Here is a 20,773-nt window from a genome sequence, read left to right on the forward strand (position 1 = left end):
TTCGGCGGTTCGGCGGTTCGGCGGTTCGGCGGTTCGGCGGTTCGGCGGTTCGGCGGTTCGGCGGTTCGGCGGTTCGGCGGTTCGGCGGTTCGGCAATTGTGCGAACGGATGGACGCGCCCCGGCAAGCCGGCGATCCGGCCGCATCGAGAACCCGCTGCGGCGCGCCGGCTCGCCCGCCTCGGCGCGGCCGCGCGATGTCGTCGCACGTCGTCCGTTCGGCCGACCGCGGAAAGCCACGCGGTTTGCGGGATAATACGGGTTTTCCGCTTTCGCCCGCTTCCGCCCGAGCGCCCTCCGCCGCCACCCGTCATGTGCGGCCGCGCCGTCGGGCCGCAGCCGCCTTACCTTTCGAACGACATGACCACCGTCAACCTCGCCGCCTACCGCTTCGTCTCGCTCGACTCGATCGAGCAAATGCGGCCGCTCATCGCCGCGCGCTGCAATGCGCTCGAGCTGCGCGGCACGATCCTGCTCGCGCCCGAAGGCGTCAATCTGTTCATCGCGGGAACCCGCGACGCAACCGGCGCGTTCGTCGACTACCTGCGCCACGATCCGCTCTTCGAGGGCAAATTCGCGGACCTGCAGTTCAAGGAGAGCCTGTCCGACTCGCAGCCGTTTCGGCGGATGCTCGTGCGCCTGAAGCGCGAGATCATCACGATGAAGAAGGCCGCGATCAAGCCGGAACTCGGCCGCGCGCCGTCCGTCGACTCGCGCACGCTGAAGACCTGGCTCGACCGGGGCCACGACGATGCGGGCCGCCCGGTCGTGATGCTCGACACGCGCAATGCATTCGAAGTCGACGTCGGCACGTTCGACAACGCGCTCGACTACCGGATCGACAAGTTCAGCCAGTTCCCCGACGTGATCGAGGCGAACCGCTCGGACCTCGAAGGCAAGACCGTCGTGTCGTTCTGCACGGGCGGCATTCGCTGCGAAAAGGCGGCGATCCACATGAAGGACGTCGGCATCGAGAACGTGTATCAGCTCGAAGGCGGGATTCTCAAGTATTTCGAGGAAGTGGGCGGCGCGCATTATCACGGCGACTGCTTCGTGTTCGATTACCGCACGGCGCTCAATCCGCGCCTCGAGCCGACAGCCGACGTCACGTGCTTCGCATGCCGCGCGGTCGTGCCGGCCGACGCGCAGCAGTCGCCGCTCTACGTGCCCGGCAAGTCGTGCCCCGCATGCCATCCGGGCGAGCGCGCGGATCGCACCGCCGAGCCGGCGCACGCCGCCTGACGCCGCGCGCCTTCTTCGCACGCCGCATTCGATGACGGACTATCGCGGGCGCTTCGCGCCGTCGCCCACCGGCCCGCTGCATTTCGGCTCGCTCGTCGGCGCACTCGCGAGCTGGCTCGACGCGCGCGCGTGGGGCGGCGCGTGGCTCGTGCGGATCGAGGACATCGACGCACCGCGCACGGTGCCCGGAGCGGCCGAGGACATTCTCGCGACGCTGCGCAGCTTCGGCTTCGTCCCCGACGAGCCGCCCGTCTGGCAAAGCACCCGCGTCGCGCGCTACGCGACCGCGCTCGAACGGCTCACGGCCGCGGGGCTCGTCTATCCGTGCGGCTGCTCGCGCAAGGAAATCGCCGATTCGCTGCGCGCCGCGCACGAACGGCACATGACGCTCGCGTATCCCGGCACCTGCCGCAACGGCCTGCACGGCAAGCCCGCGCGTGCGTGGCGGCTGCGCGTGCCGGACGGCGCAACCGCCGTCGTCACGTTCGACGATCGCTGGCAGCATGCGCAGACGCAGGATCTCGCGACGGAAGTCGGCGACTTCGTGCTGAAGCGCGCGGACGGACAGTGGGCGTACCAGCTCGCGGTCGTCGTCGACGACGGCGACGCGGGCATCACGCACGTCGTGCGCGGCGCGGACCTGCTCGACTCGACCGCGCGGCAGATCTACCTGCAGCGCTGCCTCGAGCTGCCGACGCCGCACTATCTGCACGTGCCCGTCGTCGTCGATGCGAACGGCGAAAAGCTCAGCAAGCAAACGGGCGCGACGGCGCTCGATCCCGCCGCGCCGCTGCCCCCGCTCGCCGCGGCCGCGCGGCATCTGGGGCTCGCGCTCGACGAGGCGGCGTGCGCGTCGCTCGGCGCGTTCCAGCCGGCCGCGATCGCCGCGTGGGACGCGCGGTTCGGACCGAACGCGCGTCGATGACGAGGCGCGTGGCGCTCGGCCGCGACGCGTAGCCTCGTCGCTCTGCCCGTCGCTCTGCCCGCAACCGCCGGTTCGCCGCTATCGTGCTCGTTCACCCACTACGCAGTACGCAGCCGCCGAGCCCGCGCGGAGCGGTTCTCTCGAGGCCCGACCGAGACACCGCCGCCATTCGCCCTCGGCCCGCCCGCTCTCGATCGGCCATGCAAAACGAAACGGGCGGATGCTCACGCACCCGCCCGCTTCTCAGCGGCCTTGGCGCCGAGCCCGGCGTGACGCGCCGTCACGCGCGACGCTCGGCCCCGCGCGTCACGACGACGTCTTGCGCGGCATCCCGAACCCGCCGAGCAGCGCGGCGAGCGGCTGCTTCGACGCCTTCTTCTCCGGGTGCACGGGCTTCGCCTCTTCCGGCTGGCTCGCCGCAGGCGACGGCACGTACGGCTTCAGGAAGAAATCGTCGATCGGCGCATCGCGGCGCGAATGATGCGAGCGCTCGCCGCCCGCCGAGCGGCGGCCCACCGATGCGCCTCCTCGGCGCTCGTCACGGTCGCGCTCGCGGCGGCCGCCGCGGTCGTCGTGGCGATGGCGCGGCAGGTCGAGCTCGAGCGCCTCGAGCGGCAGCGCGCGCTTGATCAGCTTCTCGATGTCGGCGAGCTGCTTGCGCTCGTTCGGGCTGCACAGCGACAGCGCGTCGCCCGACGCGCCCGCGCGCCCCGTGCGGCCGATCCGGTGCACGTAGTCTTCCGCGTTGAACGGCAGATCGAAGTTGATCACGGCCGGCAGCTCGACGATGTCGAGCCCGCGCGCGGCGACGTCGGTCGCGACGAGCGCCTCGATCTCGCCGCGCTTGAACGCGTCGAGCGCCTGCATCCGCTCGCTTTGCGAACGGTCGCCGTGAATCGCCGACGCGACGATCCCGTCGCGCTCGATCTGGCGCGCGAGGCGGCTCGCGCCGATCTTGCTGTTGCAAAACACGATCACCTGCTTGAGCGAGCGGTCGCGGATCAGCTTGACGACGGCCGCCTGCTTGTCGCCTTCGGCGACGTCGTAGACGACCTGCGTGACGTTCGTCGCCGTCGCGTTGCTGCGCGCGACTTCGATCGTCTGCGGGTTGCGCAGGTAGGTCGACGCGAGCTTCTTGATTTCCGGCGAGAACGTCGCCGAGAACAGCAGCGTCTGGCGCTCCTTCGGCAGCAGGTTCAGGATTCGCTGCAGGTCGGGCAGGAAGCCCATGTCGAGCATCCGGTCCGCTTCGTCGAGCACGAGGATCTGCACCTGGCCGAGATTCGCGGTCTTCTGCTGAACGTGGTCGAGCAGGCGGCCCGGCGTCGCGATCAGAACCTCGACGCCGCGGCGCAGCTCGGCCATCTGCGGATTCATGTCGACGCCGCCGAACACGACCGCGCTGCGCAGCGGCGTGTGCTTCGCGTATGCGTGGACGTTCGCGGCGACCTGGTCGGCGAGCTCGCGAGTCGGCGTGAGAATGAGGGCGCGCACCGGATGGCGGGCGGGCGACGCGCTCGTGTTCGCCTGCGGCAGCAGGCGCTGGATGATCGGCAACGAGAAGCTCGCGGTCTTGCCGGTGCCGGTTTGCGCGGCGCCCATCACGTCGCGGCCGGACAGCACGACCGGAATCGCCTTCGCCTGAATGGGCGTCGGCGTCGTATAGCCCTGATCGGCAATCGCTTTCAGGATCTCGGCGGCAAGGCCGAATTGATCGAACGTCGCGTCGACAGGCTTGGCAACAGAATCGGACATGGTGGCGTTTCGCTCAAAAGGCGCGGCGGGACATCTAGCGCGCGGCATGCTCGCTCGCGAGACACGCTGCGCAAACCACTTCGGAATGAAGACGAAGCCGCGGCGCGCCGCAGGGCGCCGCCGGCGCTTGAGGCCGTCCGGGCCGCGCGCGGGGCTTCCGCGCGCGGGGCTTCGTCCGGCAGGAGTGCCGGCAGAAAGGGCAGCATTGTAGCATCCCTCGCGAAAGGGTTCCGCCGGCCCGTCCCGCGCGGGCGATCCCGCGGGTAGATCCGTGCGGCGGCGATGCGGACGACGGCCTGCGGCAGGCGCCCGAACCACCGCGCGGCCGCACGGCACTCAGGCGCCGCGATACGGCCGCGGCGCGGGCCAAGCCGATCGATGCGGCGTCGCGCCAAGCGCCGGATGCAACGTCAGACGCCGAACGCCGGCCCCCCAATCACAATAACCCGATACCGAACGCCAAACGCCGAGCGACGACGAAGAACCGAGCGACAAGCACGAAGCGCACGCCCTCACGCGGCAGCGCCCTCCCGCCGTTCAATCCTTCTTGCGCTTCTTCTGAATCTCGCTGCAGCCGCCGAGCACGGGCGGCGCCTTCTCGTCCGCGATTTCGTCGTACAGATTCGCGTCGCGCCCCTTCGTCCACCAGACGTAGCGGCCCGCCTGATAGCGCGCGCCCGACGCCGACACGGTGTCGACGAACAACAGCGGCGTCCCGTTGACGGGCACGAGCGCGAAGCTTTGGCCGTTGTCCGCGCGCCAGTACGACACCCGCACCGGCTTCGGCTCGTTCGCGCACCGATAGACGACGGTTTCGCGCGCGTCGGCGTCGATTTCCTCGACGGTCAGCCGCGCCGCGTGCGCCGCACCCGCCGCCGCGCACAGAGCGGCGACGCCGATCGCCGCCTGCGTTGCCTTGTTCATGCCTTTCCTCTTCAAGCGATGGACGCGCGCCGCACGAGCGCCGCGCGCCGGTCCGTCAGTCCGTCAGTCCGGATCGATGACGCCCGCGCACGCGTCGGTCGGCGCCGCCGCGACGTGGCCGACGACGGGCACGATCTTCAGCCCCGCCGACGCGATCCGGCACGGCGCGGCGGCAAGCCCGCAGCCCGCCGTCGACAGACACAACACGACGATCAACATCCACTTCATTGCCACCTCCTCTACAGCCTTCGCCGCACGCCCAATCGCGGCGCGCGGCATCGGCCCGAAACCTCGACTGCCGCCGGCGGGCCGGGGGCGTCGCAACCGCCGGCCGATCGCGGCTGCCCCGCCCGTACCGGCGCGAGCCGACGCGGGCGATGCGCGATACGTGCCGCCCGCCGTCAGCGCGCGGACACCGGCCGCACCGCGGCGGCCGCCCGCTTCGCGCGCTCGCGCGCTTCGTCGACGTTCGCGCCCGCCGCGAGCGCGACGCCCATCCGGCGCTTGACGAAGCTCTCCGGCTTGCCGAACAGGCGAAGGTCCGCGCCCGGCACCGCGAGCGCGTCGCGCACGCCTTCGAACGCGACGCCCGCCTCGTCGAGCCCGCCGTAGATCACGGCCGACGCGGCGGGCGTCGCGAGCGCGGGCTCGACCGGCAGGCCGAGGATCGCGCGCGCATGCAATTCGAACTCCGACTGACGCTGCGACGCGAGCGTGACGAGCCCCGTGTCGTGCGGACGCGGGCTCACTTCCGAGAACCAGACGTCGTCGCCGCGCACGAACAGCTCGACGCCGAAAATGCCGCGCCCGCCGAGCGCGCTCGTCACGCGATGCGCGATGTCGCGCGAGCGCTCGAGCGCCTTCGCGCTCATCGGCTGCGGCTGCCACGACTCGACGTAATCGCCCGCGACCTGCACGTGCCCGATCGGCTCGCAGAAATAGGTGCGCGTCTCGAGGCTCGCCGGGTCGATCGCGCGCACCGTGAGTTGCGTGATCTCGTAATCGAACCGGATGAAGCCCTCGACGATCACGCGGCCGTGATTCACGCGGCCGCCCGCCATCGCGTACTGCCACGCGGGCTCGACGTCGGCGTCGCTCTTGACGACCGACTGCCCCTTGCCCGACGACGACATCACGGGCTTGACGACGCACGGGAAACCGATCTGCGCGACGGCCGCCTTGAATTCGTCGAACGATTGCGCGAACGCGTACGGCGACGTCGGCAGCCCGAGCTCCTCGGCGGCGAGCCGGCGAATGCCCTCGCGATTCATCGTGAGCTGCGTCGCGCGCGCGGTCGGGATCACTTCGGCCACGCCGGCCGCTTCGATCGCCGCGAGCGCATCGGTCGCGATCGCCTCGATTTCGGGCACGACGAGATGCGGACGCTCCGCGTCGACGAGCGCGCGCAGCGCGGCCGGGTCCGTCATGTCGATCACGTGCGCGCGATGCGCAACCTGATGGCCGGGCGCGTTCGGATAGCGGTCGACGGCGATCACTTCGACGCCGAGCCGCTGCAACGCGATGATGACTTCCTTGCCCAACTCGCCCGCGCCGAGCAGCATGACGCGCGTGGCGGACGGCGAAAGCGGCGTGCCGAGCCGCTGACCGATCTGCATGAGATTTCCCGCTGGATGATGGATGGCGAAAACGACTCGCGATGCTATCACGCGAGGCGCGCGCGCCGCCGGCCGAATTGGCGGATGCGCGGGCGGGCCGAAACAGGGTGCGCGGGCGGGCGCGCCGGCAACACGGCGCTGCGCGCGCCCGCGCCGCGCCGTGGCTCGAGACGCACGGTGAAACGGCCGGCGCCGCGCCGCCACGAGGCTCGGCGGCCGCGCGGCGGCCGCGTTGCCCTTGCCCTTGCCCTTGCCCTTGCCCTTGCCCTTGCCCTTGCCCTTGCCCTCACCCTCGCCCTCGCCCTCGCCCTCGCCCTCGCCCTCGCCCGCATCATCCGCGCTTTTCACGACACGCGGCGTTCGCCGCAGCGTCCATGACTTCGCGGGCCTTCGCCACGAGCATGTCGCCTCGCCGTCCGCCGGCGGCGGGTCGGCCCGTCGTCGCGCGCGACGGCGCCGACGTCGCGGAGCCATGCGCGGCCCCGGCGCATCGACCCAACTCGCGGCGAGCGCCGCGTTCCCTCGTGGCGAGCGCCGCGTTCCTTTTCGCCGCCGGCGCGCCGCGCCTCGCAACAACCCGAGGCCGATCCTCAACGCCGCGCCGCATTGCCGGCGAACCGCGCAAGAAACGCACCGCATCATCGCCGCAAAACACATGAACGAACGCGTGCGGCGACTGTCCGCTCGCATCCGGCGACGCTAGTGCGTTACCCTTACGGCTTCGCCCGCAACATTGAAAATTCGAAGAGGAACGAGGTCATGTTCAATTCATCCGCAGCCGCGCGCATGCGCTTTCGCATCGTCCGCTCGCTGCGCGCGCCGCTCGGCGCGCTGACCGTCGCCGCGCTTCTCGCCGCCTGCACGATGCCGACTCATCCCGACTCGAGCGCCCCCGCCCCCGATCCGTTCAATCCCGCGACGATCCAACTGATCGACGACACGAGCTGGGAGCTCGTCGGCTGGCGCAACGCCGACGGCTCGCAACGCGACATCCCGCACGGCGACAACGGCGAGCCGATCAAGCTCGCGCTGTCGACGCAAACGGGCGTGCGGCGCGTGGCCGGCTTCTCGGGCTGCAACCGCTACATGGGCGCCTACGACGTGAAGAACGGCGTGCTCGCCTTCGGCCCGCTCGTCGGCACGCGGATGGCGTGCGCCGCGCCCGCGCGCAGCGCGCTCGAGCGCGACTACCTCGCCGCGCTCGCCCACGTCTCGAAGGCCGGCGTGCAGATGCGCGAGCCGCAGCAGCTGATCATCGTCACCGACGACGGCGCGACGCTCACGTTCGCGCGCCGCGACAGCAAATAAGCCGCGTCGCGCGACGCACGGCGCACGGCCCGGCCGGCGAACCGGACGGCGGGCGTCCCCGGCGCGCCGCACGGGAACGGCGCGGCGACGCGCGCCGTTCCCGAAAACACCGTCGTCGACCGGTTAAACTCGACGGGTTCGCGCATCGCGCCCCGTCCTCCTCCTGTTTCTGAGCATGCAAACGGTAGTTCTCGGCTGGTTCGGCTTCTCGGCCGTCTGGTTCATCCCTCTTTTCTGGCGGCTCATCAAGGCGATGCTGCCGGGCGGCGGCGGGCTCGCGGGCCCCGGCTCGATCCGGCTCTGGCTCGGCTTCCTGTGCGTGCTGATCGCGAGCTGCACGCTCGCGACCGCGCTGCCGGGCGACGCGACGACGAACGCGCTCGGCCATGCGCTCGCGGGCGGCTTCGAGCGCGTGCTCGGACACGTCGGCACGCCGCTCGCGATGGTCGTGCTGTTCGTCGTCGGGCTGCCGTGGCTCGTCGGCGTGCGCTGGCAGCAGGTGAACGCGTGGCTCGACGCGTCGTTCGGCATCCGCCTCGCGCGCGATCACGGCGACGACGAATCGCGCGGCGTCGCGGATCTGCCGCGCGCCGCGCTGCATCGCGACGACGACCGGCGCGTGCGACGCGCGGCCGACGTGCAGCCGACGACCGCGCACACGGTCAACTCGATGGCTCCGCGACAGAACGGCCGCTATTCGCGGCCGACGCTGTGGCGGCCGAACGACGCGCAACGCGGCGAGCGGCGCCATGCCGGGGCGAGCGGCGCGGCGAAAGCCGCCGCAGAGCCGACCGCGCCCGCGGGCTGGCTCAGGCCGGGCGCGACGCCGCGGAGCGCGACGCCGGCCGCCGCGATGGCGGCTGGAACGGCTGGAGCCGCTGGAACGGCGGGAACGGCAGCGAGCGGCGCCACGAAGGCGGCGGGCCCCGACGCGTCGGGGCCCGGATTCGCGAAGGCGACAGGCAGCGCCCTGCCGACGGGCGAGCCGGCGAAAACGGCCGGCGCAGCAATGCCCGTCTACATCGCGCCGAACGCGGCCCATTCGACGTTGCCCGCAAGCGGCGTGCCGAAGGCCGCCGGTTTCGCGATGCAAGGAAGCGGTGCGGGTGCGGCGAAAGCGCCGACTCCCGTTTCGGCCACGCCCGCGACCGGCGCCGTGAAGTCTGCCGGAGCGACGATGCCGGCGGGCGTGCCCGTAAAAACGGCGAGCGCCGCCTCGGCGGGCGGCGCGGCCGCGCCGCTCGGCACCGGCACTTCACCCGCGTTGTTCGCCTCGCCCGCCCTGCCCGCCACGCCGCACGCGACGTTCGTGCCGGCCTCGGCCGGCATCGCGAAGCCGATCGGCTCGACCGCGGCCGTCGCGGCAATCGGCAAACGCTCGGAAGCGCGCCCGGCCACGCCCGACCACCGCTTCGCACCGCGCCGCCCGGCGACGCACGCCGCCGTGTCAGCGGTCCGCAATCGGCCGATGTCGTTCACGCCGTCGCAACAGACGGCCGGCCCGACGCGCAACGCCGCCGCGACGTCGCCGCAGCCCGCCGCCCGCGCGCCGATGCCGACGCAGGCCGCCGAGCCGGCGCGCAAGCGTGCGCCCGGCCCGGCGCGCGCGCCGCTCTACGCATGGACGGAAAAGCCCGCGGAACGCATCGCGCCCGCGCCGAGCGTGCACGAAACGCTGCGCTCGATCGAGGCCAGCGCGGCGCGGTGGACGGCGCTCGCCGGCGCAACGGATGCCGGCGCGGCGCTGGAAACGGCGCGCGCGCCGACGGCATCGACCACATCGCCGGACTGGGATGCCGAGACGGCCGGATCGAACGTTCCGACGGCGGCGGCGATCGCCGCCGCGAGTCCTTCCGTCGCCGAAGCCGCCGCACCGGCTGAATATGCGGCCGCGCGGGCCGTCGGCGTCGCTTCCGTTGGCGTTGGCGTTGGCGTTGGCGGCATGGTCGCCGCCGACCCGGTAACTGAAGCTGCAGCCGCGGACATTACCGGTTGCGCAAGCGGGATTGCTCCGGTCGAAACCGCCGCCGCCGCGGCCGCCGTCGACCCCGCCCACGACATCGACGACAGTACGTCCGTTGCCCATGTCAGCGAGGCCGGCGTGTCCGAAGAACCGGCGTCGTCGGCGACGAACGGCCCCCATCGCGATCGCGCCGACATGGCCGCTGCGCCCGCCGTTGCGGCCGTTACCGCGGGTGTCGTTGTCCAGGGCACGATGCCGGCTGCCGAAGCCGGCACGCACGCCGGCAGTTCGGTCGAGCAAAACGCGCCATCCGCCGTCGCTTCGCCGAGCAACCCCGCAACCGCCGTTGTCCCCGTTGCGGCGGCCCCCGCGCCGGTCGGCATCGAACCCGAGCAGCCGGTCGCGGCGACAAAATTCGCGTCAGCCGCAACATCCGAAGCCATCGATGAAAAGCATGCGGCCGACTCCGCGACCGACTCGGGCGACGCGATGCTGCAAGCCGTCGCCGCGCCGCAAGGGCCGGCCCCCGGCGCCGCCGACACGCCGTCGTCGAACCGAGACTCGGCGAGCGCCGCAGCCTCGGCCTCGAACGAGCAACCCCGGTCAGCCGCCTCGCCGCGCGTCATGAATGCGTCGCCATTCGCGGCGCAGACGGCATTCGCCGCGCATGCCGCCACATCGAACAACGGCGTCGCGGATCGCACCCCGATCGCGTCCGCCGGCGACGACGGCAAGCAAGCCGCACAGCAACCGGCTGCGGCGGTCGATTCGCACGCGATGACGAGCGCATCGCCGGCCGCCGGCGACATGCGCAACTCGGTCGCACCGTGGGAGAACGTGGCCGATGCCGGCGCAGCGGCCGCTTCGTCCGCGACGACGCCGAGCGAATCGCACGCGCAGCCGCAGCCAGCGCAAGCCGCAATCGCGAGCGGCACCGCCGTTTCGCTCCCGGCGTTCCCAGGGGTGCCGGCAAGCGGCGCGGCCGTCGCCCTCCCCCGTTCGGCAGACGCCGCGCGCCCCGCGACGAGCGTCCAGCGCAGCGAGACGCAGGCCGTGGCGGGAACTTCGGCTGCCCAGGTCCCGGAACAGGCTGAGGCAACCTTATCGAACGACTCGAAGGACGGGGCTGCGCCGACACCGGCTGCATCGCCGGCCGCATCGACAACGTCGAGTGCGTCGGCCCCGGTCGACTCGACGTCTCCCGCAGCGCCCGCCCCGGCGGGCGACGCAGCCGCAGGCGGCGCCGTCGGCATCGTCGGTGCGGCATTCGGAATGCTCGGTGCCGCCCGCGCGGTTGCCGAGGTTGCCGAGGTTGCCGGGGCCGACGCGGCTGCGCCGGCCGCCACGGCAAGCGCCAGCACAAGCGCCCCGGTGACGCCCGCCGGCCCCCCCGCGATCGATCGAGCGGCATCCGCCGCCGTGCCGCCGTTCGATGCGTCGACGGCGGCCGCTCCGACGGCGGCCTTCGGCGCCGCCAGCGGCCACGCCGGACCGACTTCCGCTGCGGCGTCGCCCGACGCCATTGCGCCGAGCAGCGTAACCGCAACGCTCCCCGGCGCGGCCGTCCCGGCCGCCCCCGCCGTGCCGACTGCGCCCGCGAGCACGGCTGCGGCGAGCACGGCTGCGTCATCGGCCGGCGTGCCGAGCGTCCCGCGAGCAAGCGCCGCCGCCACGAACGTCGCCCCGTCGGCCGCCGCGGCAGGCAATGCCGCTCAGAACGTTGCCGCTGCGCCTGCCGTCGCGTCGAACCCGATCGTGCCGCCCGCAGGAGCGCCGTTCGCGATGTCTAGCGTGAGCGCGCCGACAATCCCGGGGACAAGCGCCGCCGCTCCAGGCGCGACCACCGCGCCAATCACGCCGTCTATTCCGTCGCCGAACATCGCGCCGGTCGCGTCGACGCCGAGCGCCGCCGCAACGCACGCATCCGCCCCGCACGGCCACGCGACGAACGCAGCCGGGCCGGATTTCATCGCAACCAGCGGTGCGTTCCCGAGCCCGTCCGCGCCATCCGCTGCCATGACTGCTGTCGCCGGACCGGCAGTTGCAGCGCCGCCCGTCGCTGCGCCGGTAGTCGCGGCATCGACGGTCGTCACGCCGCCCGTCGTCACGCCGGCTGTGGCCGTGCCGACCGCAACCGCGCTGGGCGCGACGCTGCCGTCGCACGCCGCCGCACCGGGAGTACCGGGAGTACCGGGAGTACCGGGAGTACCGGGAGTACCGGGAGTACCGGGAGCACCGGGAGCACCGGGAGCACCGGGAGCACCGGGAGCACCGGGAACACAAGGAACACCGAGCGTCCCCGGAACGCCGGAAGCACCACCGGCATCCGGCGCCCCGGCAACGCCCGGCACGCTGCTCATCCCCCCCGCGCCGGCCGCCATCGCCGCCGCGCAGCCGGCCGCCGCCCCCACTGCCCCGGCCGAGCCCGCCAGCCCGGCCCGCCAGCCCGGCCCGAACGCGTTCGAATTCCACGCGCCCGCCGCGTCGAACGTCGAGCTGCCGACGCTCGACCTGCTCGAGCCCGCATCCGACGCGATCGAGGCGATCTCCGACGAGCATCTCGCGCATACCGGCCAGATCATCGAGCAGCGCCTGCAGGAGTTCAAGGTGCCGGTGACGGTGGTCGGCGCGTCGGCCGGCCCGGTGATCACGCGCTTCGAGATCGAGCCCGCGCTCGGCGTGCGCGGCAGCCAGATCGTCGGCCTGATGAAGGACCTGTCGCGCGGCCTCGGCCTCACGTCGATCCGCGTCGTCGAAACGATCCCCGGCAAGACCTGCATGGGCCTCGAGCTGCCGAACGCGAAGCGGCAAGTGATCCGCCTGTCCGAAATTCTCGCGTCGCGCCAGTATCAGCACTCGGCGTCGCAGTTGACGCTCGCGATGGGCAAGGACATCACCGGCAACCCGGTCGTCACCGATCTCGCGAAGGCGCCGCACATGCTCGTCGCCGGCACGACGGGCTCGGGCAAGTCGGTCGCGATCAACGCGATGATCCTGTCGCTGCTGTACAAGGCGGCGCCCGAGGACGTGCGGCTCATCATGATCGATCCGAAGATGCTCGAGCTGTCGGTCTACGAGGGCATCCCGCATCTGCTCGCGCCCGTCGTCACCGACATGAAGCTCGCCGCGAACGCGCTCAACTGGTGCGTCGGCGAGATGGAGAAGCGCTACCGGCTGATGTCGGCCGTCGGCGTGCGCAATCTCGCGAGCTTCAACCAGAAGATCCGCGACGCCGCCGCGAAGGAAAAGAAGATCGGCAACCCGTTCTCGCTCACGCCCGACGATCCCGAGCCGCTGTCGACGCTGCCCCTCATCGTCGTCGTGATCGACGAGCTCGCCGATCTGATGATGGTCGCCGGCAAGAAGATCGAGGAGCTGATCGCGCGGCTCGCGCAGAAGGCGCGCGCCGCGGGCATCCACCTGATCCTCGCGACGCAGCGTCCGTCGGTCGACGTGATCACGGGCCTCATCAAGGCGAACATTCCGACGCGCGTCGCGTTCCAGGTGTCGTCGAAGATCGATTCGCGCACGATTCTCGACCAGATGGGCGCCGAATCGCTGCTCGGCCAGGGCGACATGCTGTTCCTGCCGCCCGGCACGGGCTACCCGCAGCGCGTGCACGGCGCGTTCGTCGCGGACGAGGAAGTGCACCGGATCGTCGAATACCTGAAGCAGTTCGGCGAGCCGCAGTACGAGGAAGGCATTCTCGACGGGCCGAGCGCCGAAGGCGGCTCGCAAGACTTGTTCGGCGAGGCGCCGGATGCGGAAGCCGATCCGCTCTACGACGAGGCGGTCGCGTTCGTCGTGCGCACGCGGCGCGCGTCGATCTCGTCGGTGCAGCGGCAGTTGCGCATCGGCTACAACCGCGCGGCGCGCCTCGTCGAGCAGATGGAGGCGGCGGGCCTCGTGTCGCCGATGGGCATCAACGGCAGCCGCGAAGTGCTCGCGCCGCCGCTGCCCGAATAGGCGCGCCCGCGCGCATGCGGCGCAGCGCGATCGCCGCGCCGCGCCGCGCGACGCAATGCGGCAAGCAAAACCCCTCGCACGCCGCGAGGGGTTTTGCTTTTTCGCGCCCGAATCAACGCCAACGGCGAACGCCGCGCCCGTCGCCCGCCCCGATCCCCGCCGGGGCGGTCAAGCGCGCCGCGCGCCGCCCGGCGTCACCGCGCCGGCACGAACTTGAAGTCGACCGGCTTGCCGAGCTCGATGCGCGCCGGATTCGGCTCGAGCCGGCCGCTCGCGATGTCGCGCCGGAACACGAACACGCTGTCGCTGTCCTGGTTGCCGACCACGAGCCACTTGCCGCTCGGATCGATCGCGAACTCGCGCGGCGTCTTGCCGAGGCTCGATTGACGGCCGACGAGCGCGAGCTTGCCGTCGGCCGCGTTGACCGCATAGATCACGATGTCGTTCGCGTCGCCGCGATTGGTCGCGTACAGGAAGCGCCCGTCCGGCGACAGATGCAGCGCGCCGCCGCCGACCTTGCCCGCGAAGCCCGGCGCCGTCATCGGCACCGTCTCGACGTGCGCGAGGCGGCCGTCGTCGTAGCGGTACACGCCGACCGACGCGTTCAGCTCGTTGGTCACGTACGCGAACCGCCCGTTCGCGCTGAACACGAGATGACGCGGGCCCGAACCCGGCTTCGCGAGCGTGTAGCGCATGTCGGTCGGGCCGATGAGCCCGCGGCTGCCGTCCGGCGTGTAGCGGTACGAGAAAATCTTGTCCGCGCCGAGATCCTGCACGAACAGATACCGGCCGTCCGGCGAGAACACGGTCGAATGAACGTGCGCGCCGTCCTGCCGCCCCTTCACGGGCCCCGTGCCCTCGTGATGCACGTTCAGCACCGCGGCGCCGAGCGCGCCCGTCGCCTCGACCGGGAACACCGAGAAGCTGCCGCCCGGATCGGACGCGACCGAATAGTTCGCCGCGACGAGATACTTGCCGTCCGGCGACAGGCTCAGGTAGCACGGGTCGTTCCCTTGCGCCGACACGCGGTTGACGAACGTGAGCGCGCCCGTCTTCGCGTCGAAGTCGAACGCGCTCACGCCGCCGCGCACGCTCGCGGGGCCGGCGTCGCCCGGCAGCTCGTTGACCGCGTACACGTGGCGGCCGTCGCGGCTCGCGACGAGATACGACGGGTTCTCCGCCTTCGCCGACGACACGGGCGTCATGCCGCCCGAGCCGGTGTCGAAGCGATACACGTAGATGCCTTCGCTGCCCGAGCCCGTGTAGGTGCCGACGAGCAGGTTGAAGACGCCGCCCGCCGGGCCCGCGCTCGCCTCTTCTGCGAACGCATGAGCGCCGAAAAGCGGCAGCGCGAGCGCGAAACCTTTCATCCAGTGGCTCAACCTAAGCGGGAAAGCGAAAGGCGAAGGCGCGTGAGCGCGTCGGGTCATCGGAACCTCCTTGCATCGATTCGTCTCAAGTGATGTGATGTTGCGAAACGCGGGCCGCCTCGAGCGCCCGCGCCGCGCCGCCCGCCGGAGTATACGGGCGCCCGCTTGCCGCCGTACAGCGCGGCGCGAACGTGCCCAGATCGTGAAACGACAAGGATTGCTGGAGGATCGTCGCCCATGCCCGCCCTCATCGAAGACTACGCCCTCGTCGGCGACGGCCACACGGCCGCGCTGATTTCCCGGGACGGCTCGGTCGACTGGCTGTGCTGGCCCCGTTTCGATTCCGGCGCGTGCTTCGCCGCGCTCGTCGGCACGCCGGAGCACGGCCGCTGGCTCGTCGCGCCCGCCGCCGACGTCCGCGTGAGCTCGACCTCGCGCCGCTACCGCGGCGACACGCTGATCCTCGAAACCGACTACGAGAGCGACGAAGGCGCCGTCACCGTGATCGACTTCATGCCGCCCGGCAGCGGCTGGTCGGAGCTCGTGCGGATCGTCGTCGGCCGGCGCGGCGAGATGAGAATGCAAATGCAGCTCGTATTGCGTTTCGACTACGGCTTCTCGGTCCCGTGGGTCACGCGGCTGTCGCGCGAAGCCGGCGTGAAGGCGATCGCCGGCCCGGACACGGTCGTGCTGCGCACGCCGGTGCCGCTGTCGGGCGAGAACCTGCACACGATCGCCGAATTCACCGTGAAGGCGGAAGAGCGCGTGCCGTTCTCGCTGTCGTACGCGCCGTCGCACCTGCGGCTACCGCCCGCGCGCGAGCCGCTGTCGATGCTCGCGCGCACCGAGAATTACTGGCTCGAATGGTCCGCGCGCTGCCCGGTGCGCGGGCGCTACGCGGCCGCCGTGCGCCGCTCGCTGATCACGCTGAAGGCGCTCGCGTACGAGCCGACGGGCGGCATCGTCGCCGCGCCGACGACGTCGCTCCCCGAGCAACTGGGCGGCTCGCGCAACTGGGACTACCGCTACTGCTGGCTGCGCGACGCGACGATCACGCTGCTCGCGCTGATGCGCGGCGGCTACTACGACGAGGCGCGCGCGTGGCGCACATGGCTCGGCCGCGTGATGGCGGGCTCGCCCGAGCAGATCCAGATCATGTACGGAATCGCCGGCGAGCGGCGCCTGCCGGAGATGGAGCTCGGCTGGCTGCCGGGCTATCACGACTCCCGGCCGGTGCGCATCGGCAACAATGCGGCGAACCAGTTGCAGCTCGACGTGTTCGGCGAAGTGATGGCGGCGCTGCACGTCGCGCGCGTGGGCGGCCTGCAGGCGGACGACACGGTGTGGTCGGTGCAGACGACGCTGCTCGCGCACCTCGAGAAGATCTGGCGCGAGCCCGACGAAGGCATCTGGGAAACGCGCGGCGGCCGTCGCCACTTCACGTTCTCGAAGGTGATGGCGTGGGTCGCGTTCGATCGCGCGATCAAGTCGGCCGAGATGTTCCGCCTGCCCGCGCCGCTCGAGCGCTGGCACGAAGTGCGCGCCGAGATCCACGCGGACGTCTGCGCGCACGGCTGGAATTCGCGGATGCGCGCGTTCACGCAGAGCTACGGCAGCGACGCGCTCGACGCGAGCGTGCTGATGCTGCCGCTCGTCGGCTTCCTGCCGCCGTCCGATCCGCGCGTCGCGGACACGGTCGCCGCGATCGAGCGCGGGCTGATGCGCGACGGCCTCGTGCTGCGCTATCACACGACCGAATACGACGACGGCCTGCCGCCCGGCGAAGGCACGTTTCTCGCATGCAGCTTCTGGCTCGTCGACAATCTCGCCCTGTTGGGCCGCATCGACGACGCGCACGCGCTCTTCCGCCGCCTGCTGTCGCTCACGAACGACCTCGGCCTGCTGGCCGAGGAATACGATCCCGTGACGCGTCGCCAGGTAGGGAATTTCCCGCAGGCGTTCTCGCACGTCGGGCTCGTGCACACGGCGTTCAACCTGATGCATCACGAGGAGGAAATGCTGCGCGCGGCCGGCCAGCCGACGCCCGCCGACGCCGTCGCCGGACGCTAGCGCCGATCACGCTTTTCGCGACAAACGTAAGACAAGGTCAGATGTCGAGGCATCGCTCGGAAATGCGGGTATGCTGCGTTGCGACACCCCTGAATGTCCGATATGATCAGTCGCGACTGATTCGATCCGACGAGCGAATCGGTCCGATTGCTGACTGACACGGCACGCCGCGACGCCCCGCGCCGCGTTCGCGCACCGTTCTCCCATCGGGAGCTCGCATGCTTTACCAATTTCACGAATTCCAGCGGGCGATGTTGAGCCCGCTGACCGCCTGGGCTCAAGCCGCATCCAAATCGTTCGCGAATCCGTCGAGCCCGCTTTCGCTCGTGCCGGGCGCGACGCGCCTCGCGGCGGGCTACGAATTGCTGTATCGGCTCGGCAAGGATTATGAAAAGCCGGAGTTCGCGATTCATCAGATCGTCAAGGACGGGCACAACATTCCGATCGTCGAGCAGACGATCGTCGAGAAGCCGTTCTGCCGCCTGCTGCGCTTCAAGCGCTACGCGGACGATTCGGGCGCCGTCGGGCAACTGAAGGACGAACCCGTCGTGCTCGTGTGCGCGCCGCTGTCCGGCCACCACTCGACGCTCCTTCGCGACACGGTCCGCACGCTGCTGCAGGATCACAAGGTCTACATCACCGACTGGATCGACGCCCGGATGGTGCCCGTCGAAGTCGGCCCGTTCCATCTCGACGACTACGTCGACTACATCCAGGAATTCATCCGGCATATCGGCGCGCGCAACCTGCACGTGATCTCGGTGTGCCAGCCGACCGTGCCCGTGCTCGCGGCGATTTCGCTGATGGCGAGCCGCGGCGAGGACACGCCGCTCACGATGACGATGATGGGCGGCCCGATCGACGCGCGCAAGAGCCCGACGTCGGTGAATTCGCTCGCGACGAACCGCTCGCATTCGTGGTTCGAGAACAACGTGATCCACACGGTGCCCGCGAATTATCCGGGCGAAGGCCGCAAAGTGTATCCGGGCTTCCTGCAGCACACGGGCTTCGTCGCGATGAATCCGGAGCGCCACGCGCAATCGCACTGGGACTTCTACCAAAGCCTGCTGCGCGGCGACGAGGAAGACGCCGAGGCGCACCGCCGCTTCTATGACGAATACAACGCGGTGCTCGACATGGCGGCCGAATACTACCTGGACACGATCCGCATCGTGTTTCAGGAGTTCCGTCTCGCCGAAGGCACGTGGGACATCCGCGGCGAACGCGTGCAGCCGGCCGACATTCATTCGACCGCGCTGATGACGATCGAAGGCGAGCTCGACGACATCTCGGGCAGCGGCCAGACGCATGTCGCGCACGAGCTGTGCACAGGCATCCCGCAGGTGCAACGCCGCAGCCTCACCGCCGAGAAGTGCGGCCACTACGGCATCTTCTCCGGCCGCCGCTGGCGCACGATCATCTACCCGCAGTTGCGCGACTTCATCCGCGAGCACGCGTCGCAGCCGAAAAAGCCGACGCCGCAGGCCGGGCCCGCGCCCGCTTCGCGGTCCAAGCCGGGCGAATCGAAATCGGGCAGTGAAACGGCGAGCGCCGCGCCCGCGAAAGCGGCCGCGCTGCGTCTGACGACCGCGAAGCGCCCGGCGGCGAAAGCCCGCGCGGCGAAGCCGGCCGCCGCCAAGCGCACCGCGGCGAAGGCCCCTTCGACGCGCGCGCCGCGCTCGCGCAAGGCCGCCTGAAGCGGGCGCCGCCGCGCGCTCCCGCCGAATCGCGCGCCGCCTCCCGCCTTCGGGCGCGAGCGGCGCGCGTTTTTTTTGAATTTGACGAATCTACGGCCGCATCCGCGCCGCAAACGATCGGAACCGGCCGGGCGCCGCCCGGCTCAGCGCCTCAGCAAAAACGCGAGCAGCAGCTCGGTGTTCATCTTGATCATCTCGGTACGCTCGCCCTGCGTGCTGAAATCACGGCCGAAGATCGCCGCGAGCGTGAAGCGGTTCGACACCATGTAGTAGCCGAGCCCCGACAGCGTCACGTAGAACCGCAGCGGATCGATGTCCGTGCGGAAGAGCCCGGCCCTCTGGCCGCGTTCGAGCACGCCGTCGAGCGTCTTGACGATCGGCGAGATCATTTCGCGAATGTGCGTCGATTTCTGCAGATAGCGCGCCTCGTGCAGGTTCTCGTTGTTGAGCAGGCGCAGCAAATCGGGATGGTCACGGTAGTAATCCCACACGAAATGGGCGAGCCGCGTGATCGCCTCGACGGGCGCGATGCCTTCCAGATCGATCGTCCGCTCGGCTTCCATCAGCGCGGAGAATGCGTATTCGAGCACCGCGGTAAACAACTGTTCCTTGCTGCCGAAGTAGTAATAGAGCATGCGCTCGTTGGTTTCGGCGCGGCGCGCGATCTGGTCGACTCGCGCACCGAACAGCCCCCCTGTCGCGAACTCTTCGGCCGCCGCGAGCAGGATCCGGCGCCGGGTTCCCTCTGGGTCTCTTTTGATTTTTGGCTGATTCATAGTGGCGTTTTGCTATGTGAGCCGCGTAGTCCGGCTCGCGCCGCCGGCCCTGCGTCGATCGCCGGCGGCGTGAACGGGCGCGCCATCGTTAAGGGACACCCTGCTATAGTCACGCGAAAAAGCGTTTTGATTATGGCACATGCGTTGTTAAGCGCAATGCGAAAAATCGGCGATAATTGTCGTTTCGAGAGAGATCCTGGCCGCGTTCGAACGCCCGGCCGCCGCGCCGCGCCCGCGTGCCTCCCCACGTAGTCACTGTGACCGATTCCAAGACCCTCGCGGATCGCATCGAAGATCTGCTTCCTCAAACGCAATGCACGAAGTGCGGCTACGACGGCTGCCGCCCGTACGCGGAGGCGATCGCGGCCGGCGCGGCCGGCTACGATCAATGCCCGCCGGGCGGCGTCGAAGGCGTCGCGCGGCTCGCGAAGCTGCTCGGCAAGCCCGTGATCGCGCTCAATCCGGAGCACGGCGTCGAGCGCCCGCGCCCCGTCGCGTTCATCGACGAGCAGCTGTGCATCGGCTGCACGCTGTGCATGCAGGCGTGTCCCGTCGACGCGATCGTCGGGGCACCGAAACAAATGCACACGATCGTCGCCGAGCTCTGCACCGGCTGCGACCTGTGCGTGCCTCCGTGCCCCGTCGATTGCATCGCGATGATACCCGTCACGGGCGAGAAGACCGGCTGGGACGCGTGGTCGCAGCAGCAGGCGGACGCCGCGCGCGCGCGCCACGACGCGCGCCTCGCGCGCCAGAAGCGCGAGCGCGAAGCCGCCGAAGCGCGTGCGGCGGCGCGTCGCGCGGCGGCAGCGGCGAGCGCCTCCGTGGCCGCGCCGGCTGCCGATGCGTCCGCTGCCGGTGCATCCGTTACCGGCACGTCCGCTACCGCCACGTCCGCCGACCACGATCCGGAAGCGAAGAAGCGTGCGATCATTGCGGCGGCGCTCGAACGCGCCCGCAAGAAGAAGGAAGAGCTCGCCGCCCAAGGCGCGGGACCGAAGAACACCGAAGGCGTGAGCGCCGCCGTGCAGGCGCAGATCGACGCGGCCGAAGCGAGGCGCCGGCGCCTCGCCGAACGGCGAGACACGACCGACCAGCCCGGCGGCGGCGAATCGAGCGCCGCGGGCGACGCGTCGCCGACCTCGAAAACGAAGCCATAACCG

Annotated in this window: 14 protein-coding genes and 3 pseudogenes; 9 read left to right on the forward strand and 8 right to left on the reverse strand. The window is 70.7% G+C overall.

Annotation, left to right across the window (positions count from 1 at the left end; genetic code table 11):
• The 3 genes and pseudogenes from X946_RS36225 to gluQRS form a co-directional block, all read left to right on the forward strand.
• Window positions 1–254, forward strand: a pseudogene (locus X946_RS36225) (hypothetical protein); the annotation flags it as partial.
• 104 nt (window positions 255–358) lie between these two features.
• Window positions 359–1,240, forward strand: coding sequence for a sulfurtransferase (locus tag X946_RS14685; RefSeq protein WP_038748651.1), 882 nt, complete (start codon window positions 359–361; stop codon window positions 1,238–1,240).
• Window positions 1,241–1,271: 31 nt separating this feature from the next.
• A complete protein-coding gene (gluQRS, locus tag X946_RS14690) occupies window positions 1,272–2,165 on the forward strand; it encodes a tRNA glutamyl-Q(34) synthetase GluQRS (protein WP_038748653.1) in 894 nt (297 codons plus the stop codon).
• 306 nt (window positions 2,166–2,471) lie between these two features.
• Here the strand turns inward: gluQRS and X946_RS14695 are convergent, their stop codons facing one another.
• From X946_RS14695 to purT, 4 genes are all read right to left on the reverse strand, one after another.
• A complete protein-coding gene (locus tag X946_RS14695; protein WP_038748655.1) occupies window positions 2,472–3,920 on the reverse strand; it encodes a DEAD/DEAH box helicase in 1,449 nt (482 codons plus the stop codon).
• A 537-nt stretch (window positions 3,921–4,457) separates the two neighbouring features.
• Window positions 4,458–4,844, reverse strand: coding sequence for an MliC family protein (locus tag X946_RS14700; RefSeq protein ID WP_038748657.1), 387 nt, complete (start codon window positions 4,842–4,844; stop codon window positions 4,458–4,460).
• Between the two features lie 63 nt (window positions 4,845–4,907).
• Entirely contained in the window at window positions 4,908–5,072 is a 165-nt protein-coding gene (locus tag X946_RS35685) for a DUF6726 family protein (RefSeq protein ID WP_038748659.1), read from the reverse strand.
• A 173-nt stretch (window positions 5,073–5,245) separates the two neighbouring features.
• The gene (gene purT / locus X946_RS14710; RefSeq protein ID WP_038748661.1) at window positions 5,246–6,460 is read right to left on the reverse strand and encodes a formate-dependent phosphoribosylglycinamide formyltransferase; all 1,215 of its coding nucleotides are present in this window, start codon (window positions 6,458–6,460) and stop codon (window positions 5,246–5,248) included.
• 759 nt (window positions 6,461–7,219) lie between these two features.
• Here purT and X946_RS14720 point away from each other — a divergent pair.
• Both X946_RS14720 and X946_RS36845 read left to right on the forward strand, forming a co-directional pair.
• Window positions 7,220–7,768 carry an META domain-containing protein gene (locus X946_RS14720; protein WP_038748664.1) on the forward strand — a complete coding sequence of 183 codons (549 nt, stop codon included), beginning with the start codon at window positions 7,220–7,222 and terminating at the stop codon, window positions 7,766–7,768.
• 175 nt (window positions 7,769–7,943) lie between these two features.
• Window positions 7,944–9,065, forward strand: a pseudogene (locus X946_RS36845) (DNA translocase FtsK); the annotation flags it as partial.
• 317 nt (window positions 9,066–9,382) lie between these two features.
• On the opposite strand, the gene X946_RS36850 reads toward X946_RS36845, so the two are convergent.
• Window positions 9,383–11,437 (reverse strand): hypothetical protein, encoded by a 2,055-nt coding sequence (locus X946_RS36850; RefSeq protein WP_442854591.1) that lies wholly within the window; start codon window positions 11,435–11,437, stop codon window positions 9,383–9,385.
• Window positions 11,438–11,513: 76 nt separating this feature from the next.
• On the opposite strand from X946_RS36850, the gene X946_RS36855 reads away from it, so the two are divergent.
• Window positions 11,514–13,697, forward strand: a complete 2,184-nt coding sequence (locus tag X946_RS36855; RefSeq protein ID WP_442854590.1) for a DNA translocase FtsK — start codon at window positions 11,514–11,516, stop codon at window positions 13,695–13,697.
• 194 nt (window positions 13,698–13,891) lie between these two features.
• On the opposite strand, the gene X946_RS14730 is transcribed toward X946_RS36855, so the two are convergent.
• Both X946_RS14730 and X946_RS36860 read right to left on the reverse strand, forming a co-directional pair.
• Window positions 13,892–15,067, reverse strand: a complete 1,176-nt coding sequence (locus X946_RS14730) for a lactonase family protein (RefSeq protein ID WP_038748668.1) — start codon at window positions 15,065–15,067, stop codon at window positions 13,892–13,894.
• A 56-nt stretch (window positions 15,068–15,123) separates the two neighbouring features.
• Window positions 15,124–15,349, reverse strand: a pseudogene (locus X946_RS36860) (hypothetical protein).
• On the opposite strand from X946_RS36860, the gene X946_RS14735 reads away from it, so the two are divergent.
• Both X946_RS14735 and X946_RS14740 read left to right on the forward strand, forming a co-directional pair.
• The gene (locus X946_RS14735; protein WP_038748670.1) at window positions 15,305–17,137 is read left to right on the forward strand and encodes a glycoside hydrolase family 15 protein; all 1,833 of its coding nucleotides are present in this window, start codon (window positions 15,305–15,307) and stop codon (window positions 17,135–17,137) included. The pseudogene X946_RS36860 and the gene X946_RS14735 overlap by 45 nt on opposite strands.
• Window positions 17,138–17,355: 218 nt before the next feature.
• Window positions 17,356–18,834 carry a polyhydroxyalkanoate depolymerase gene (locus X946_RS14740; protein ID WP_038748672.1) on the forward strand — a complete coding sequence of 493 codons (1,479 nt, stop codon included), beginning with the start codon at window positions 17,356–17,358 and terminating at the stop codon, window positions 18,832–18,834.
• A 143-nt stretch (window positions 18,835–18,977) separates the two neighbouring features.
• On the opposite strand, the gene bspR is transcribed toward X946_RS14740, so the two are convergent.
• The gene (gene bspR / locus X946_RS14745) at window positions 18,978–19,610 is read right to left on the reverse strand and encodes a T3SS transcriptional regulator BspR (protein WP_038748673.1); all 633 of its coding nucleotides are present in this window, start codon (window positions 19,608–19,610) and stop codon (window positions 18,978–18,980) included.
• 257 nt (window positions 19,611–19,867) lie between these two features.
• On the opposite strand from bspR, the gene rsxB reads away from it, so the two are divergent.
• Window positions 19,868–20,770, forward strand: a complete 903-nt coding sequence (gene rsxB, locus X946_RS14750) for an electron transport complex subunit RsxB (protein WP_038748675.1) — start codon at window positions 19,868–19,870, stop codon at window positions 20,768–20,770.
• The last annotated feature ends 3 nt before the right edge of the window (window positions 20,771–20,773 follow it).

It is taken from the genome of Burkholderia sp. ABCPW 111 (genome assembly GCF_000773065.1).
Taxonomy (GTDB): Bacteria; Pseudomonadota; Gammaproteobacteria; order Burkholderiales; family Burkholderiaceae; genus Burkholderia; species Burkholderia savannae.